This window comes from Undibacterium sp. Rencai35W (genome assembly GCF_049340185.1).
In the GTDB taxonomy this organism is placed as follows: Bacteria; Pseudomonadota; Gammaproteobacteria; order Burkholderiales; family Burkholderiaceae_D; genus Undibacterium.
This window is the reverse complement of the sequence record NZ_JBMPPC010000009.1, coordinates 43,107-57,796: the sequence shown is the minus strand read 5'-3', so window position 1 is coordinate 57,796 and position 14,690 is coordinate 43,107. Positions and strand designations below refer to the sequence as shown.

At 50.5% G+C, this 14,690-nt stretch carries 13 protein-coding genes; 5 read left to right on the top strand and 8 right to left on the bottom strand.

Annotation, left to right across the window (positions count from 1 at the left end):
• Positions 1 to 69: 69 nt before the first annotated feature.
• From ACO0K3_RS17570 to ACO0K3_RS17545, 6 genes are all read right to left on the bottom strand, one after another.
• Positions 70 to 882: an ABC transporter ATP-binding protein gene (locus ACO0K3_RS17570; protein WP_422986991.1), complete on the bottom strand. Its 813-nt coding sequence runs from the start codon at positions 880 to 882 to the stop codon at positions 70 to 72.
• A 275-nt stretch (positions 883 to 1,157) separates the two neighbouring features.
• Positions 1,158 to 2,468 (bottom strand): ABC transporter substrate-binding protein, encoded by a 1,311-nt coding sequence (locus ACO0K3_RS17565; RefSeq protein ID WP_422986841.1) that lies wholly within the window; start codon positions 2,466 to 2,468, stop codon positions 1,158 to 1,160.
• 131 nt (positions 2,469 to 2,599) lie between these two features.
• Positions 2,600 to 3,658 (bottom strand): branched-chain amino acid ABC transporter permease, encoded by a 1,059-nt coding sequence (locus ACO0K3_RS17560; RefSeq protein ID WP_422986839.1) that lies wholly within the window; start codon positions 3,656 to 3,658, stop codon positions 2,600 to 2,602.
• A gap of 234 nt (positions 3,659 to 3,892) precedes the next feature.
• Positions 3,893 to 4,789, bottom strand: a complete 897-nt coding sequence (locus ACO0K3_RS17555) for a branched-chain amino acid ABC transporter permease (RefSeq protein WP_422957945.1) — start codon at positions 4,787 to 4,789, stop codon at positions 3,893 to 3,895.
• A 216-nt stretch (positions 4,790 to 5,005) separates the two neighbouring features.
• Positions 5,006 to 5,833 carry an ABC transporter ATP-binding protein gene (locus tag ACO0K3_RS17550; protein ID WP_422986837.1) on the bottom strand — a complete coding sequence of 276 codons (828 nt, stop codon included), beginning with the start codon at positions 5,831 to 5,833 and terminating at the stop codon, positions 5,006 to 5,008.
• Entirely contained in the window at positions 5,830 to 7,833 is a 2,004-nt protein-coding gene (locus ACO0K3_RS17545; RefSeq protein WP_422986835.1) for an AMP-dependent synthetase/ligase, read from the bottom strand. The genes ACO0K3_RS17550 and ACO0K3_RS17545 overlap by 4 nt, the downstream gene beginning before the upstream one ends.
• 507 nt (positions 7,834 to 8,340) lie before the next feature.
• On the opposite strand from ACO0K3_RS17545, the gene ACO0K3_RS17540 reads away from it, so the two are divergent.
• Positions 8,341 to 9,060 (top strand): Crp/Fnr family transcriptional regulator, encoded by a 720-nt coding sequence (locus tag ACO0K3_RS17540; RefSeq protein ID WP_422957863.1) that lies wholly within the window; start codon positions 8,341 to 8,343, stop codon positions 9,058 to 9,060.
• A 5-nt stretch (positions 9,061 to 9,065) separates the two neighbouring features.
• On the top strand, positions 9,066 to 9,908 hold the full coding sequence (locus ACO0K3_RS17535; RefSeq protein ID WP_422986833.1) for a Rossmann-like and DUF2520 domain-containing protein: 843 nt from the start codon (positions 9,066 to 9,068) through the stop codon (positions 9,906 to 9,908).
• A 281-nt stretch (positions 9,909 to 10,189) separates the two neighbouring features.
• Here ACO0K3_RS17535 and ACO0K3_RS17530 read toward each other — a convergent pair whose 3' ends face one another.
• Positions 10,190 to 11,659: a sensor domain-containing diguanylate cyclase gene (locus ACO0K3_RS17530; RefSeq protein WP_422986831.1), complete on the bottom strand. Its 1,470-nt coding sequence runs from the start codon at positions 11,657 to 11,659 to the stop codon at positions 10,190 to 10,192.
• A gap of 213 nt (positions 11,660 to 11,872) precedes the next feature.
• Positions 11,873 to 12,418, bottom strand: coding sequence for a glycine zipper 2TM domain-containing protein (locus tag ACO0K3_RS17525; RefSeq protein ID WP_422958786.1), 546 nt, complete (start codon positions 12,416 to 12,418; stop codon positions 11,873 to 11,875).
• A 216-nt stretch (positions 12,419 to 12,634) separates the two neighbouring features.
• On the opposite strand from ACO0K3_RS17525, the gene ACO0K3_RS17520 reads away from it, so the two are divergent.
• From ACO0K3_RS17520 to ACO0K3_RS17510, 3 genes are all read left to right on the top strand, one after another.
• The gene (locus ACO0K3_RS17520) at positions 12,635 to 13,015 is read left to right on the top strand and encodes an MAPEG family protein (protein ID WP_422986828.1); all 381 of its coding nucleotides are present in this window, start codon (positions 12,635 to 12,637) and stop codon (positions 13,013 to 13,015) included.
• An 85-nt stretch (positions 13,016 to 13,100) separates the two neighbouring features.
• A complete protein-coding gene (locus ACO0K3_RS17515) occupies positions 13,101 to 14,114 on the top strand; it encodes an AI-2E family transporter (RefSeq protein WP_422986826.1) in 1,014 nt (337 codons plus the stop codon).
• A gap of 65 nt (positions 14,115 to 14,179) precedes the next feature.
• Positions 14,180 to 14,479, top strand: coding sequence for an antibiotic biosynthesis monooxygenase family protein (locus ACO0K3_RS17510; protein WP_422958789.1), 300 nt, complete (start codon positions 14,180 to 14,182; stop codon positions 14,477 to 14,479).
• Positions 14,480 to 14,690: the final 211 nt, after the last annotated feature.

Here is a 14,690-nt window from a genome sequence, read left to right as displayed (position 1 = left end):
AAAAGAAGGAGGTTATCGGTAAAAATCACGTTGGTGTTATCGGAGAATGCCAATTCTGCTGAGACCTTGCTACGCCAGCCAGCGCTTACGACGGCGATAAAATTTCATGTCGCGAAAACTCTTGCGACCGGCACCGGAGACACCGAGATAAAATTCTTTTACGTCTTCGTTGGTGGCCAGATCTTTGGCATCACCTTCCATCACCACCCGCCCGTTTTCCAGGATGTAGCCGAAGTCGGCGTAACGCAAAGCGACATTGGTGTTTTGTTCAGCCAGCAAGAAGGACACATTCTCTTTGGTATTCAGGCTTTTAACGATTTCAAAAATCTCTTCGACCAGTTGCGGTGCGATTCCCATTGATGGTTCGTCGAGCAAAATCATTGATGGCTTTGCCATCAGCGCGCGTCCGATTGCGCACATCTGCTGCTCGCCACCGGAGGTATAGCCCGCCAGTGAACTGCGACGCTGACGTAAGCGCGGGAAGTAGTGATACACCATCTCCAGCGACGCTTTTAATTCGCTGCGCGAGATGCTGCGGGTATAGGCGCCGGTCAGTAAATTTTCTTCTATGCTCAGATGCGCAAAGCAGTGGCGTCCCTCCATGACTTGCGACAGGCCGCGCTTGACAAGCTCGTTTGGGGTCAGGTGATCGACACGCTGTCCTTTAAAGCAAATATCCCCTTTGGTAATATCGCCGCGCTCATTGCGTAGCAGAGTCGAAATGGCTTTTAGCGTGGTCGATTTACCCGCGCCGTTGGCACCGAGCAGGGCGACGATTTTTCCTTGCGGGACTTGCAGCGAAATACCTTTGAGCACCAGGATCACATGGTCGTATATGACCTCAATATTGTTCACACTGAGATAGGCAGGATTTTGATCCATCACACTGGCGTCACTGTTGCCGCTATTGCCATATCCCGCATTGGTATTGCTGATCGTGTGTATCGTCATGGTGTTCTCATTCATCTCAGACAGGTTGTGCCGGGTTGCGCGCGCCTGCGGCAATCACGGTCATTTTGTACTGATGGCAGATCGGACTTCATCTACCCTAATTCATCACACTAAAAGAACCCACTCCTGCTTTGTGTCCCCACGAATGAGGCGGCAGGAGCGGGAAATCCACTAAGGAAGCTGTTGCATCTTGATAGTGCGGCGATTTACTTCAGGCAAGCCGGAGTAATTTTTTTCTCTGCTGCATATTTGTTGGAAGATTCTTCCAGCAATGCGCGTGTCAGTGCCTTATCACCCGTCATCCAGTTTGGTGTGATGGCTTTCCATTTGTCGCCTGTCCATTGCTGGACTTTGACGGCGCCTGAACCTTCATGGTCTTCGCACGAGGTTTTAACTGGCGGGAACATGCCGAGAGCGCCCAACGCTTTCTGACGTGCTTCATCGACATTCAGGTTTTCAAAGCCCCAGCGAATTTGTTCTGACGTGACAGTTTTACCCTTGCCGTATTTGTCCTGCGCTTTCAGAATCGCTTCTGCCCACAGCATCGCAGCGGTTACACCACGCATGTGATACACCGATCCGACCCGGCTCTTGTCGCCCAGATTGCCTTTGCCGGCGGCATACACCTTGCTACGGATTTCATCGAGTACCGGATAGTTGCCTGGTGTATTGAAGGTCATCGTGGTGTAACCTTTGGCCGCATCACCTGCCGGAATCGCATCTTCCTCGGAACCTGCCCACCAGACGCCGAGCATTTTTTCACGCGGGAAACCATTGCGTTGTGCGGTCTTGATCGCGACGGCATTCATGACGCCCCAGCCCCACAGAATCACGTAATCAGGATTGGCCTGACGGATTTGCAGCCACTGTGATTGCTGCTCATTACCCGGATGCGCCACCGGGATCTTAATCAGTTCAAAACCGTATTGTTTGGCCTGCGCCTCCAGTACCGGTAGAGGTTCTTTGCCAAATGCAGAGTCGTGATACAGATGGACGATTTTTTTTCCTTTGAGCTTGTCCATGCCACCGGATTTATCGCCCAGATATTTTGTCATTGCCGCTGCCTGGTTCCAGTAGCTCGTGATCAGGGGAAAAATATACGGAAACACTTTACCGTTCGCGGCGTCAGAGCGACCATATCCCAGTGTCGTCATCGGGATTTTGTCGTCGGCGACCCGGTCCAGGATGCCGTAGGCAATACCGGTAGAGAGTGGCTCGACCAGCGATGCGCCACCATTCGATTTTTTCAGGCGTTCGTAGCATTCAATACCGCGAGAGGCGTTGTATTCGGTTTCGCATTCTTCCCATGAAATCTTGACGCCGTTCAAGCCGCCTTTGGCATTGATCAGATTAAAGTAATCAATCGCACCGCCATAAAACCCGGAGCCACCGGCGGCATAAGGGCCGACCCGGTACGACAGCAAGGGAATGAATTGTTCATCCGCCTGCGCGATGCTGGCAGCGCCGATGGCACTTGCAAAGGCGGTGCCTAACAATATTGATTTGAGTAATTTCATGATGTCTCCTTCGTGGTTGGATAAGGTAAAGCCCGATGCTTGATGTGCACACCTTGAGTACCATCGCATCTTTTATCAGGACTGCCGGGATATTTTTCCGTCAGCTCTATTATTTTCGTTGTTCACAGACCCTAATACGGGAATGGCCACAAGCGTAATTTTTCTTTCGCGATCTGCCACAGTCTTGCCAGACCATGCGGTTCTACAATCAGGAAAAAAATGATCAGTGCGCCGAACACCATCAGCTCCAGATTCGATGCCACATTGGTCGGTAAAGACAGGCTATGCGCAATCAGATTCAAGACAATCGGCAGCAAAATGATGAAAGCAGAACCAAGAAAAGAGCCGAGTATGGAGCCGACGCCACCGATGATGATCATGAATAAGATCCGGAACGATAGATCGAGATTGTAGGCTTCAGGCTCCACCGTACCGAGATAGGCATACGCATATAAAGCGCCTGCCACACCGCAATAGAACGAGGACACGGCAAAGGCCAGCAACTTGGTCCGCATCAGCCGAAAGCCGATCACTTCGGCGGCGACGTCCATGTCCCGCACCGCCATCCATGAACGACCCACATTCGACCGCACCATGTTTTTTGCCAGTAGCGCCAGTACACAAACGATACACAGAGTCAGCAGATATTTTTTGACGGGCGTAGTAAAGCTCACCCCGAGGATCACCATCTCTTGCGCTGTGATGACACCGGAAGAACTGTAATTCGTGAACCACTGTACTTTAGTCAGGCACCAGACCACAAAGAACTGTGTTGCCAGAGTTGCCGCCGCCAGATAGAAGCCGCGGATACGCAGCGACGGCAAGCCAAAGGCGATTCCCACCAGTGCCGCACACAGGCCGCCCAGGATAAAGGCCAGCAATACCGGAATACCAGGAATCCGCAGCACAAAGTTGTATGAGGCAAATGCTCCTACTGCCATAAACGCGGCTGACCCCAGAGACAACTGACCTGCATAGCCGGTCAGAATATTTAGTCCCAGTGCCGCCAGCGAGAAGATCAGAAACGGAATCAAAATCGCAGAAAATGCGTAAGGCGTCGCGATCAGCGGTACGACCACAAAGGCCAGCACCAGAATAATCGCGAACCCTATCCTGTCCTGACGAATAGGAAAAATCTGATTGTCCGCAGCGTAACTGGGTTTGAATTGACCTGCTTCACGGTAGAACATGGAATTTCCTTATTTTCAATTTCAAATGCGTAATATTCATGCGGGTTTTCACGTGTTTATGCTTGGGAAGGCGCATGGATATTGCGCATTCAGTTTCGGTAACGTCCAAAAACCTTTTAATCGACATGTCATAGAACTGCTTACTTCTATCTTTTTTCGTATCTCCGTATCTCCGTGTTCTCATGTCTCTGCGGTAAGAGGTCTGGGTTTGACATCAGTCCTATACGAAGCACATCAGATACGCCGGATAATTTTCTCGCCAAACAAACCTTCAGGCCGCACCAGTAGGAACAGCAGCGCCAGAACATACGGAAACCAGCCTTCGATACCACCACCGACCATAGGGCCGATGTAGACCTCGGCGAGTTTTTCCGACGCGCCGATAATCAGGCCGCCGACAATTGCTCCCGGCACCGAAGTAAAGCCGCCCAGGATCAGTACCGGCAAAGCTTTTAACGCGACAAAGGTCAGCGCAAACTGTACGCCGTTACGGGCGCCCCACAACAGACCCGCAACCAACGCGACGAAACCTGCAACGGCCCACACCACGCCCCAGATCTGTTGTAAGGGAATGCCGACAGCCAGCGCTGCCTGATGATCGTCAGCGACCGCTCGCAGCGCACGGCCTATTTTTGTTTTTGAGAATAACAATGCCAGACCCGTGACCAGCAGGGCGCAAATCAGCGCAGCAATGACGTCGAATTGCGATACGATGATGTTAAATTTTTCCATCAGTATGTCGATAGGTACGTCATCAATCGGCAGGTTCAGGCGGTGTGGTTGAGAGCCCCACAATAACTGGGCCAGACCTTCGATAAAAAACGTCAGGCCAATTGTCGCCATGAACAAGGTGATTTCCGGCTGATTGACCAAAGGACGCAGAACGATGCGTTCAATTGCCAGACCAAGCGCGACCATCACGATCATGGTCAGCGGGATCGCCAGCCAGAGCGAGAGATTGAATTGCTCGGTCAGTCCGACGCAAGTCAGCGCGGCAAAAAATACCATTGCCCCCTGAGCGAAGTTGAACACGCCGGAGGCTTTGTAGATCAGTACAAAGCCCAGGGCAACCAGCGCATACATGACGCCTGAGAGCAGGCCACCGATCAGGACTTCAAAGAAAAAATTGATATTCATTTCTAGCTTTCAGCTTACATGACGCAAATATTAGGCAAACATGCATTGTTGGCAGAAGACCTCTCAACATAGAGACACGGAGATACAGGTGTACGGAGGACAACATGAGAAAGATTGTTCATATTCAGCACCTGATTTTTCTGTGCTTCCTTTGTGCTTTTCTCTGTGTTTCCGTGCCTCTATGTTGAGCGCTTTTAAGATTTTCTATCATCAATGGGCTACGCCAAGATAAGCGTTAATCACTTCCTGATTCGCCAGCACTTCTGCGGGTGTGCCGTCGCCAATTTTTTTGCCATAGTCGAGTACTACCACTCTGTCGGAGATATCCATCACGACGCCCATATCGTGTTCGATCAGCACAATGGTAGTGCCGAGCTGATCGTTGACGTCGAGGATGAAGCGGCTCATGTCTTGTTTTTCTTCGACGTTCATACCGGCCATCGGCTCATCGAGCAAGAGTATCTCCGGCTCTGCCGCCAGTGCCCGGCCAAGTTCGACGCGCTTTTGCAGACCATACGACAAGCGGCCTACCGGGGTTTTGCGAATGTGCTGAATTTCGAGAAAGTCGATAATCTCTTCGACCTTCTGGCGATGGGCGATTTCTTCTCTTTGTGCCGGGCCCCAATACAAGGCCTGCATCAGAAAATTGCTTTTCATCTTCAGGTTACGTCCCGTCATGATGTTGTCGAGCACGCTCATGCCCTTAAACAAGGCAATGTTCTGAAAGGTGCGGGCGATGCCGCTTTTTGCCGCGGCATAGGTATTCATTCCGCGCCGCTGCTGACCCCGGTAGGTGATATTGCCTTCTTGCGGGTGGTATACGCCATTGATGACATTTAGCATGGAACTTTTACCCGCGCCGTTGGGACCGATGATGGCGCGAATCTCGTGTTCTCTGACGTTGAAAGAGATATTCGTCAATGCTTTCACACCACCAAAAGACAGCGAGATGCCTTGTAAATCCAGGATCACTTCACCGATTTTTCTACCCGTGCCTGTCATGTTTGTTGTAGTTGTTACGTCCGTTATCTCCGTCATGCTGTCCTCACGCTGCCTTTTGTTATTTTTGTTGTTTTTGTCGTAGTGGGCTGATTGACAGCGATGACTTTGACATCGCTGATGTGCAGGTCGGCACTGACTTTACCTTGGCGACCGTCTTCAAACTTCACCTGTGTTTCGATATGCTGGGAGCGTTTTCCTGAGTACAGCGCGTCGATCAGCACCGCATATTTTTGCGCGACAAAACCACGGCGCACCTTGCGTGTGCGGGTCAGTTCATCGTCATCGGGATCAAGTTCTTTATGCAGTATCAGGAAGCGATGGATTTGCGTGTTCGCCATCAAGGCTTCGCTGGCGAGGTCGGCGTTAACTTTTTCGACGCAGGACATAATGAGCTGATAGGTCTCCGCCTTGCCCGCCAGATCGGTGTAGCCGGCATACGCGATGCCGCGCCGCTCTGACCAGTTGCCAACGGCTTCCATATCAATATTGATGAAAGCGCAGACGGTATCGCGGTCATGGCCGAAGGCGACGGCTTCTTTGATAAACGGAAAGAACTTGAGTTTGTTCTCGATATAGTTCGGTGCAAAGATATCGCCATTGCTCAGCTTGCCAACGTCGGCAGCGCGGTCAATAATTTTCAGATGACCTTCGCTGTCAAAGATACCCGCATCGCCGGTATGAAAGTAGCCGTCTGCATCCATGACTTCGGCAGTGGCATCGGGGCGTTTGTAATAGCCCTTCAACATTGAGACCGATTTGACCAGCACTTCTCCGTTGTCGTCGAGTTTGACTTCGACTCCCGGTGCGGCAAGTCCGACGCTGTCGAATTTGATGTGACCGTCAGGTTGCAGGCAAACATAAGCGCAGGTCTCGGTTGAGCCGTATAATTGTTTCAGGTTCACACCGATAGAACGGTAAAAGCGGAACAGGTCAGGACCAATCGCTGCACCCGCCGTGTAAGCGACGCGTACGCGAGACAGACCGAGAACGTTTTTTAAGGGGCCATAGACAAAGAAATTGCCCAGGGCATAGTTCAGTTTGTCCCACAGGGAGACGGGTTTGCGGTCGAGAATATCTGATCCGACTTGACGCGCTACTTCCATGTAGTGATGGAACAATGTGCGCTTGATTGCGCCAGCATCTTCCATACGTATCATCACGGTGGTGAGCATATTTTCAAATACGCGCGGCGGTGCAAAATAGTAGGTGGGGCCGACTTCGCGCAGATCGGTGAGTACAGTTTCGCCTGACTCCGGACAATTCACCGTAAAGCCTGCCGCCATTGCCTGTGCATAGGAAAATAAATGATCGCCGACCCATGCCATCGGCAGGTAAGACAAGATGTCTTCACGTTCAGTCAGATGATCGAAACTCGCACCGCCATGTGCAGCATTCATAAATGAGCGATGCGTCTGGCAGACACCTTTCGGCTTGCCCGTGGTGCCAGAGGTGTACAGCATGACGGCAGTGTCATCCGCCTGTCCTGACTCAAGTTGTTGCATGAAAAATTCGGGATGAGCCTGATCAAAGGCACGTCCGATTTCTTGCAGCCGGGCATACGATGTGAGTTCCGGCTGGTGATAATGACGCATGCCGCGATCATCATCGAACGCAATATGCCGGATCCCCGCGTACTGCTGTTTGATTTCCAGCAGTTTATCGACTTGCTCCTGATCTTCGACGATGGCGAATTGAATTTCGGCATTCTCCAGCACATAGGCCATGTCCGCTGCGGGAGCATCCTGATACAGCGGTACTGCGATCCCCCCCAGACACTGCGCTGCTGCCATGGCCCAGTAGAGGCGCGGACGGTTGTCACCGACAATCGCCAGATTCATCCCGCGTTGAAAGCCTTGTGCCGCTAGCCCGCAGGCGAGCGCGCGGACTTCTGCACTGACCTCAGCCCAGCTCCAGGTTTGCCAGATGCCTAAATCTTTTTCGCGGAACGCGGGCCGATCCGCACGCATGTGCGCATTGCGCAGCAAGAGCCTGGGAAAGGTCGTGTCAGTCGTGATTGCAGTATTCGTGTAGGTCATTATCTCCGCCAGCTACTTAATTCGACTTGCACAAAATGGATCGCCATGGATCGTAATCAATCGCCATAGATCACCTTAGTTCTGATGATGTGGGTGAGTTTCCTCACACTCCCTTACGGCATACTTACTGTTCTGTGAGAGTTTTTTCAAAACCTCACAGGCAGATAGAACTTGTGTCATTGGTCCCGATGCAGGAGCAGACATGGTGTAGCAGCGTGGATGTTGCACGAGTGCACAAGATGTTCCTTGTGGCTCTGTTCGCTTATACAATGTCTCCAGATTTTCTCGTTTATATTTGTTAAGAGGATAGTAGACAGGTCAAACGCAACAGGCTGTCATCTGCCCGACAATCTCATTTAAACCACAGACTATCGTTGGTGCGTCGCAGCATTCATCGATAGCCGATATGATCTGACATCATCTAATTCCATCGAGCGCCTTCACATTTATGAATCTTATTGTGTGCCTACCTGTACGCTGCCTCAATCAGGATGCAGACCACTAATCATGTCAGACAATCCGTTGGCGGCAAGCACGCATCAATCTCAAGCGGAGAGCAAATTTGCACGGACGATCTGGGCAAGCATGCTGGCACCCGAACATATGCAAAAAGTGGAGGCCGAAGTCATCGAGCGTTTTGTCCCCGCCGGTGGTTACGTATGTCGTAAAGGCGATACCGTCGATTTTTGGATGGGCGTAATTCAGGGATTTTTAAAAATGAGCAGTATTTCGCCAGAAGGCAAGACAGTGACCTTCAGTTGTATGCTGGCAGGCGGCTGGTTTGGCGAAGGTTCTTTGCTGAAGACAGAGCCGCGTAAATACGATGTCGTTGCTTTGCGCGACACGCGGGTTGCCTACATGCCGCGCAGTACCTTCAACTGGTTGCTGGATAACAGTATTCCGTTTAACCGCTTCTTGCTTCAACAGTTGAATGAGCGATTGGGACTATTTATTTCTTTGGTCGAGTATGACCGCATGCTGGACACCGACACAAGGGTAGCGCGTTGCCTGGCAGCGATGTTTCATCCGTATCTGAATCCCGGTAGTAGCATGCAACTACAAATTTCTCAGGAAGAGATCGGTTATATCTCCAGCGTGTCGCGGCAACGGGCGAATCAGGCTTTGCAGGTTTTAGAAAAGAAAAAATTACTCAGTGTCGATTACGGCGGTATCACGATCCTTGATCTGGATGGTCTGCGCGGATTTATGGGTGAGCCGGGAAAATGAGTGTCATGGATAAGAAAACCCTGAGCATCATCGGTGCGGGTAAGGTCGGTCAAGTATTGGGCCATCAATTTGTACAGCATCAGGTTTTTTCTATCCTCGATGTTTGTAACCGGTCGTTCGATAGCGCAGAGCGTGCGGCAGCCATGATAGGAGCAGGACGGGCTGCTGGTATTGCTAACGATCTTGCCGGGGCGCAGTTACGCATTCCAGATGTGTTGATGCTGACGGTGCAGGACGACCAGATTGCGACGACTTGTCAGGATCTGGTCGACGCCGGAATTATTCACGCTGCCAGCCTCGTGTTTCATTGTAGCGGCGCGAAAGCATCGATAGAGTTGCGGGCGGCGATTGCCGTTGGTGCGAAAGTCGCGAGCGTGCATCCGGTGTGTAGCTTTGCGAATGTCGCGCATCTTGCTGCGCATTTTTCCGGCACGATTTGTAGTCTGGAGGGTGACGATGCTGCACTCGCGGTCCTATTGCCTGCGATGCAGAGCATCGGTGCCCGTACCGTCGAGATCAGTGCCGAGAATAAATTGCTGTATCACGCCGGTTCGGTATTCGCGAGTAATTATCTGGTCAGCCTGATGGAACTGGCACTGGAGGCGTATCAAGCCGCGGGTATTCCGGCGGAGATGGCAATGGCGATGGCACAGCCGCTGGCGCAGCAGAGTTTAAGCAATGTGTTTCAGATGGGGCCAGCACAAGCCCTGACGGGGCCGATTGCACGCGGCGATATGGCAACAGTCCTGAAGCAGCAATTACAAGTAGCGCAATGGAATGAACAGGCGGGAGCTGTGTATCAGGCGTTTATCGCGCCTACCGTCGGTCTGGCAGCGAAAAAGCGATAAATTTTTTGGACTTATTCAAGAGAATAATCAGAAAATAATCAGAAAATAATTAAAAAATTATCTGAAATCCGGCTTTACACAACACGACAAACTATCACTATACAAATTGAACCTGCATGCTAGATGCGGCTTCCAGAGGCATTTTGTGCCAACAGGCGCATGCTGTTTGCGGGTTCATTTTGATATTGATATTTCATGGAACCGTACACTCCTGTTTTTTTCTGTGTTTCCGTGCCTCTGCGGTGAGAGGTTTTAGTTTTTGCGCAAGTCCTACTGAAAAATTACTCAGAGAAATAGACGCTATTACGACCGTTTTCTTTTGCCTGATATAAGGCGACATCCGCACGTTCAAATACGCTGTCTTCGCTTTCATTATCCTTGTATTGGGCAACCCCCATGCTCACGGTAATACTGAGCCTGCCTTTTGCTAAATCGGTAGTGCGCGAAAAATCATTCGCTGCAATAGTGCTGCGCAGGTTTTCGGAAATGGACGTGGCTTTTTCGAGAGTACAGTTTTTTAATAAAATCAAAAACTCTTCACCGCCCCAGCGACAGATGATATCGCTCTCGCGTAACGACCGTTTTGCGATCAGGGCAATTTCTTTGAGTACATGATCACCGACCAGATGACCATGTTTGTCATTCACTTTTTTGAAAAAATCGATATCGACCAGCGCCACGCATAAGGGTTGGCGTGAGCGTTCGCTATCGAGCAGCGCCTGTTGAAATACGAAGTCAAATGCCTGGCGGTTGAGCAGTGAGGTCAGCTGATCGGTTGCGGCAGATTTCTCTATGCGGGCTTGATAGCGTTTTACCGACAGCACCAGCAGGATCAGGACAATCAGCGTGATTGCCGCACTGATCGCGATGTTGATGAAGGCGATATCTTGTAAAGGTTTCAGGTCGCCGTTGAGTTCTTGCTCTACCAGCAGATGCCAGCCCAGTTCGGGGATAAAGCGCGAATTGACGAGAATGTGATCGTTATCGAGCTTGTATTCCAGATGCAGTGAATCACTTTTTTTATTCGCTAGAATCTGCGTGGCGATGTCGCTGATCCCCGGTGTGCTTTGTAGCGAACTACGGGATTTTTTGATATTACTGCCAGCCAGAACAATCGTCCCTTTTTGATCGACGAAATAGATATTCCGGTGGAAGCGAGTCTGATAACTGTCGATCAGGCGTTTCATGGTATCGAGGGTCATGCCGATGCCGGTTGCGCCGATAAATTTGCCGCTGTAATCGAGAATTTTATAGTTGATAAAAATCGTCATGCTGTCACGATTTGCCATGTCCACATCGACATTGGTTTCGTAAGCAGGTTTCATGGCGGCGACCCGGTAAAACCATTGGTCACGTGCTTCGGTCGGGCTGACGGATTTCAGGACGCCGCTGGCGTGATAGTACTGGTGCGTGAGATTAGACACCATGAAACTGGAAATCGCATTGTTCTTGGTTTTGATTTCTTTCAGGTAGCGGACGATTTGCTCCGGCTCTTGTTCACCGTTGATGATCCAGTCGCGCAAGAAGGTGTCATGCGCCATTTGCGATGAGACAAAGACCGGACGCAATATATCTTTCTGGATTTCAGAGTACACATTGTCACTCGTGATCGGCAGCGTCTGCTCGGACAAGCTCTGATGAATCGCATCGCGCGACACCATGAATCCAGCCAGATTGGTGAAAACGAAACCAGCAATCAGAACCAGCGATAGCCAGATCAACAAACCGTATTGTTTTAATATTTTTCGCATGTGATGGTGATCAAAACGCGGTCAATTTTTGATGCCGTGTGGTCGCATGACACGGATCACTGTTTGCAGTGTTGCGGCAAGATCATACTATAAAGATGGCAGATTTCCTGCTAAATTGCGCGAAAATTAATTCCGCATGGAAATATTTTGCATGAAAAAAATGCCGCAATTTGCGGCATTTTTTTCACATGGCAGCCTGCGTTACAGGCTGCATTATGGACGTGGCGTTAATGAGACATGCAGTTTCAAACGTGAACCCGGATCGTACGGCATGACGCTGGTGTAGGTACGGTTGTGATATTCATAGGTCACTGCGTAGCCGTTATTGCGGGTTTCCCAACGGTCGACATTAGCGCAGCGACGTACTGGCTGGCTCTCATACGTGCTTTGCCCACGATTATTGTCGTTGTTACCATTGTCGACGCGATCGCCGACGATCGCACCGGTCAATGCTCCGGCTGCTGCGGCGGCGATACGGCCATTGCCGCCACCGACTTGGCTGCCCAGCAGGCCACCGGCGATACCGCCGATGATAGAGCCGCCAGCACTACGTTCGCGTTGTGGTTGCTGACGTTGGACGTTTTCGTATTCAGTACGGCACTCCTGGCGTGGCACATTAACTTGCTCTACTTGAGGCGTGACGCTGATGACCCGGGCAAAATCTTCAAAATCTGCCGCACTTGCTGCGGACATGCCTGCCAGGCCCAATAAGGCTGTCGTGGCGGAGAGAATGGCTGTTTTTTTCAGATTGATGCGCATTTTGTACCTCGTTTTATTAATCACAGTCCTCATATAACGACGAACACCCCAAAAAGGAAGACACAGGAAGACACGCAAAATGTAAAAGTCTGTATCAATTATTTCCTGATGTGCAATATGATACTTGTCTCATTATTAAAACTCGTTTCTGTTGATGCAACAAGTTGTAGCAAGCGCTCTGGAATTTCCCTTAATCTGTTTGTGATCGGACCGAAGATGCAAATGCAATGGACAAGCTGGGCAACGATAGCGGCACTGGCCGTGTATGTCTGGACTGCTGTCAATGTCAGTCGGGCACGCAGCCGTTATGGCGTCAAAGCCCCCGCCGTTGACGGGCCTCCTGAGTTTTTGCGTGCCATGCGGGTGCAGCTCAATACGGTAGAGCAAATCATCTTGTTTTTACCTTGTCTGTGGCTATGCGCGCTGTGGTTTGGTGATCACGCTGCGGCTATCGGTGGTGCTGTGTGGGTCGTGGGCCGGATCTGGTATGCGCTGGCTTATTATCGGGATGCCAGTAGGCGTGCTAAAGGTTTTGTACTGACAATCACGGCGTCGCTGAGCCTATTGTTGCTCGCAGTGATCGGCTTGTTGCGTTGATGTTGGACCGCTCTTGGTTGTATCTTGACTATGTTTTGATTGCATATGATTGGTGCCACCGACTACTTTTACGGAATGACTCCCTATGACCCAAACCACTAAATTCAATATGCCGCTATGGGCGTCTTATGTATTGGCGATGCTGGCTTTGTTGCTGGTACTGAAGGCCGGTTTGCTGGCGGCTCTGTTCTCCGGCTTACTGGTATATTCGCTGATTCATTTGCTGGCTCCGACGATAGAGAAAAAATTCAGCGGTCAGCGTGCGCGCATGATTGCCGTCATTTTTTTATCGGTACTGATCGTCACCGCGATCACTCTGATGATCTGGGCGCTGTATGCCTATCTTCGCAGTGATGGTGGCAATGTGCATGTGTTACTGCAAAAACTCGCCGATATTATCGAGGCCTCACGTAATCAGATGCCGGAATGGGTCAGCGCTAATTTGCCAGGCGATGTGGACGACTTGAGGGAGATGCTGAGCACTTCTTTGCGTGAACATGCGGGAGAGGCCAAGATCCTGGGCCAGGAAGCTTTTCATGTGATTGTGCATCTCTTGCTGGGGATGGTGATCGGTAGCATGGTTGCTTTGCAGGACACCATAGAGCAGGCGAACTATCGCCCGTTTGCTGCGGCCTTGCATCAGCGCGTTGCTAATCTGGGATTGATGTTTCAGAAAATCGTATTTGCTCAGGTGCGGATTTCGCTGATCAATACTGTATTTACCGCTATTTATCTGATGATTGTATTGCCACTGGCAGGAATCCATTTACCTCTGACCAAGAGCATGATTGCGATTACTTTTATCGCCGGTCTGATTCCGGTCGTCGGAAATATCGTATCTAACGCAGTGATTGTGATCGTTGGCCTGTCGCATTCTCTCAACACTGCCGGTGCATCCCTGATATTCATGATCGTGATCCATAAACTAGAATACTTCTTAAACGCCCGTATCATCGGCGCGCAGGTCAACGCCCGCTCATGGGAATTGCTGACGGCAATCCTGGTGATGGAGACCGTATTTGGTCTGCCCGGCGTGGTTGCCGCCCCCGTGTTTTATGCGTATCTCAAAAAAGAGCTAACCGATCAGGGACTGGTGTGAAGAGGACTGACATAGAATTCAAAAAACTTATTACCGACTGAAATACTGACTAAAAAGGACGCACCATGATTTTAGAACTCGCCGATATCCGGATCCAACCGGGCAAGCAGGCAGAATTTGATCTTGCTATTCAACGTGGTTTGACAGAGGTGATCTCGCACGCAAAGGGTTTTCGCGGATATAAAGTGAACAAAGGCATTGAATCCCCCGAGCGTTATGTGCTCATGATTTTTTGGGATACATTGGAAAATCACACGGTTGATTTTCGTGAGTCGCCTGCGTTCTTGCAGTGGCGCGGGATTGTGGGTTCTTTTTTTGCTGTGCCGCCGACGGTAGAGCACTTCGATTTATTAGCCAAATCATAATTGTCGTTTAATGCCGGTGAATCAGGCTGGCGTCGCCTGAGATTTGCATTCTGTTTTTTCATGCAAATGTAGTGAGGCAAAACGACGACACATCTTGATAATCAGCATTTCATCCCAAGTTAGCGAGACCAGGCACGTCGATTGCTGATTCCCGTTAAAATCGGCTACTAAGTCTCAACGTGTCAGCTAGTAGTATTCGCTAGTATCCGCT